Origin of the sequence: Pseudomonas citronellolis (genome assembly GCF_029335315.1) — a bacterium.
Classification (GTDB): Bacteria; Pseudomonadota; Gammaproteobacteria; order Pseudomonadales; family Pseudomonadaceae; genus Pseudomonas; species Pseudomonas citronellolis_A.
In genome coordinates, this window is record NZ_JARJLT010000014.1 from 1 (window position 1) to 3,097 (window position 3,097).

The 3,097-nt window shown below is 68.7% G+C and carries 2 protein-coding genes; both read left to right on the top strand.

Annotated elements, in window-relative coordinates; translation table 11 throughout:
• The first annotated feature begins 265 nt into the window (after positions 1–265).
• Positions 266–2,455 carry a PQQ-dependent dehydrogenase, methanol/ethanol family gene (locus P3W75_RS00835; protein ID WP_276225471.1) on the top strand — a complete coding sequence of 730 codons (2,190 nt, stop codon included), beginning with the start codon at positions 266–268 and terminating at the stop codon, positions 2,453–2,455.
• A gap of 27 nt (positions 2,456–2,482) precedes the next feature.
• The coding region (locus tag P3W75_RS00840) for an aldehyde dehydrogenase family protein (protein WP_276225472.1) at positions 2,483–3,097 on the top strand (615 nt) is incomplete at its 3' end.

The following is a 3,097-nucleotide window of genomic DNA, read 5'->3' on the forward strand; positions in this document are numbered from 1 at the left end:
AAGCCGAGGCACCAGCGTCGCCGACGAGTTCCATTCGCGAGCAAGCTCGCTCCTACGAAAAACCGTCCCGCGCTCGCAACACCTGCGCCGCCCACCCGCAACACCTGTAGCGCCACGCAGCCCGCTGCACACCCTTCGGCGAATTCGCCAAGCCCCGCCATCCCTGGCCTGCAGCCATTTCGCCCGCTGCTGGCACAGCCGTTGCTCTGGCTCTTGCAAGCCGTGGCGAGCGATCCGCGGCAACTACAAGAATCGGAGAACCTCCATGAGCTCGACCGGCCTCACCACGCCTACCGTTCGCCTGCACCCCGCCTTGCGCCTTCGCCGTTCCACCCTTGCCGCCGCCGTGCTGCTCGCCGGCCTGGCGCAGCCCCTGTACGCCGCCGACGCCCCGGCCGATGTCGATGGCGCGCGCATCAGCGCCGCCGACAAGGAGCCGGGCAACTGGATGGCCACCGGGCGTACCTACGACGAACAACGCTTCAGCCCGCTGAAGCAGATCGACCAGGGCAACGTCGACAAGCTCGGCCTGGCCTGGAGCTACAAGCTGGACATCGACCGTGGCGTCGAGGCCACGCCCATCGTGGTCGACGGGGTGATGTACACCACCGGGCCGTTCTCCATCGTCTACGCGCTGGACGCCCGCGACGGCAAGCTGCTGTGGAAGTACGACCCGCAGTCCGACCGCAGCCGTGCCGGCGAGGCCTGCTGCGACGCGGTGAACCGTGGCGTGGCGGTGTGGAAGGGCAAGGTCTACGTCGGCGTGCTGGACGGCCGCCTGGAGGCCATCGACGCCAAGACCGGCAAGCGCGTGTGGAGCGTCGACACCCGCACCGACCCCTCGCGCAGCATCACCATCACCGGCGCGCCGCGCATCGTGAAGGGCAAGGTGATCATCGGCAACGGCGGCGCCGAGTTCGGTGTGCGCGGCTACATCACCGCCTACGACGCCGAGACCGGCAAGCAGGACTGGCGCTTCTTCACCGTGCCCGGCGACCCCAAGGAAATGCCCAAGGGCAAGGGCATGGAGATCGCCGCCAAGACCTGGTTCGGCGACCAGTACCCGATCCAGGGCGGCGGCGGCACCGTGTGGGACTCGATGTCCTACGACCCGGAGCTGAACCTGCTGTACATCGGCGTGGGCAACGCTTCCTCGTGGAACCCGCGCATCCGCAGCGAGGGCAAGGGCGACAACCTGTTCCTCTCGTCCATCGTCGCCATCAACCCGGACAACGGCGAGTACGTCTGGCACTACCAGACCACCCCCGGCGACGCCTGGGACTTCACCGCCACCGCGCACATCATGCTGGCCGACCTGCCGATCGACGGGAAGGTGCGCAAGGTGCTGATGCAGTCGCCGAAGAACGGCTTCTTCTACGTCATCGACCGCGCCACCGGCGAGCTGCTCTCGGCGAAGAACATCATCCCGGTGAACTGGGCCAAGGGCATCGACATGAAGACCGGGCGGCCGATCGTCGACGAGAAGGTCGCGGCCTACTGGAAGGACCCGGAGAAGAAGGCGCACCTGGTGCAGCCGGCGTTCTGGGGCGCCCACGACTGGCAGCCGATGTCGTACAACCCGGCCACCGGCCTGGTGTACATCCCGGCGCACATCATGTCCGCCTACTACCAGGACGTGGAGGGCACGCCGCCGCGCTCGAAGTTCAAGAGCATCTACCAGCTCGACGTCAACACCGGGATGATGCCCGAGGACCCGGACGGCCTGCGCAAGGTCGCCGACTCCTGGTCGGGCAAGCTGATCGCCTGGGACCCGCTCAAGCAGAGGGCCGCCTGGGAAGTGCCGTACAGCACCATCTTCAACGGCGGCACCCTGAGCACCGCCGGCAACCTGGTGTTCGAGGGCACCGCCGACGGCCGCGTGGTGGCCTACGCCGCCGAGAGCGGGAAGAAGCTCTGGGAGTCGCCGGCCAACACCGGGGTGATGGCCGCGCCGGTGACCTACGAGGTGGACGGCGAGCAGTACGTGACCTTCATGGCCGGCTGGGGCGGCGCCTTCTCGACCTTCGCCGGGGCGCTGTCGCTGCGCGCCGGGGTGAAGCCCAACGCCCAGGTGCTCACCTACAAGCTCGGCGGCAGCGCCACGCTGCCCGAGGCCAAGTACAAGTGGGCCGACCGCAAGCCCGAGCCGCCGAAGCTGACCGCCAGCACCGCGCAGATCGACCAGGGCCGCGAGCTGTTCAACTCCAGTTGCTCGCAGTGCCACGGCATCAACGCCATCAGCGGCGGCGTGCTGCCGGACCTGCGCACCCTCAGCGCCGAGAACCACCAGCGCTTCCTCGGCATCGTCTACGGCGGGCGCATCCCCGACGGCATGCCGTCGTTCCAGGGCCACCTCGACCTGCAGCAGGCCGAAGCGGTGCACCAGTACCTGATCAAGCGCGCCTATGACCTGCAGGACCAGCTCGCCGCCGCCAAGAAGACCGCGGCCAACTGAGCCCCCATCGCCCCAGGAGACCTTCGCATGAGCGAGATCAAGACCTACCAGAACTACATCGACAGCGCCTTCGTGCCCAGCCATGGGCTGATCGAGGTGCGCAACCCGGCCAACGCCGAGCTGCTGGCGCGGGTGCCCGAGGCCACCTCGGCCCAGGTCGACGCCGCCGTCGGCGCGGCCCGCGCGGCGCAGAAGGGCTGGGCGGCGAAGCCGGCCATCGAGCGCGCCGGCTACCTGCGACGGATCGCCGAGAAGGTGCGGGCCAACGCCGAGCGCCTGGCGCGGATCATCACCGCCGAGCAGGGCAAGGTGCCGGCGCTGGCCCAGGTAGAAGTGGCCTTCACCGCCGACTACCTGGACTACATGGCCGAGTGGGCGCGGCGCCTGGAGGGCGAGGTGCTGACCAGCGACCGCGTCGGCGAGCACATCTTCCTGCTGCGCAAGCCGCTGGGGGTGGTGGCCGGCATCCTGCCGTGGAACTTCCCGTTCTTCCTCATCGCGCGGAAGATGGCGCCGGCGCTGCTGACCGGCAACACCATCGTCATCAAGCCCAGCGAAGAAACCCCGATCAACTGCTTCGAGTTCGCCGCCCTGGTGGCCGAGACCGACCTGCCGCGCGGCGTGTTCAACGTGGTCGGCGGC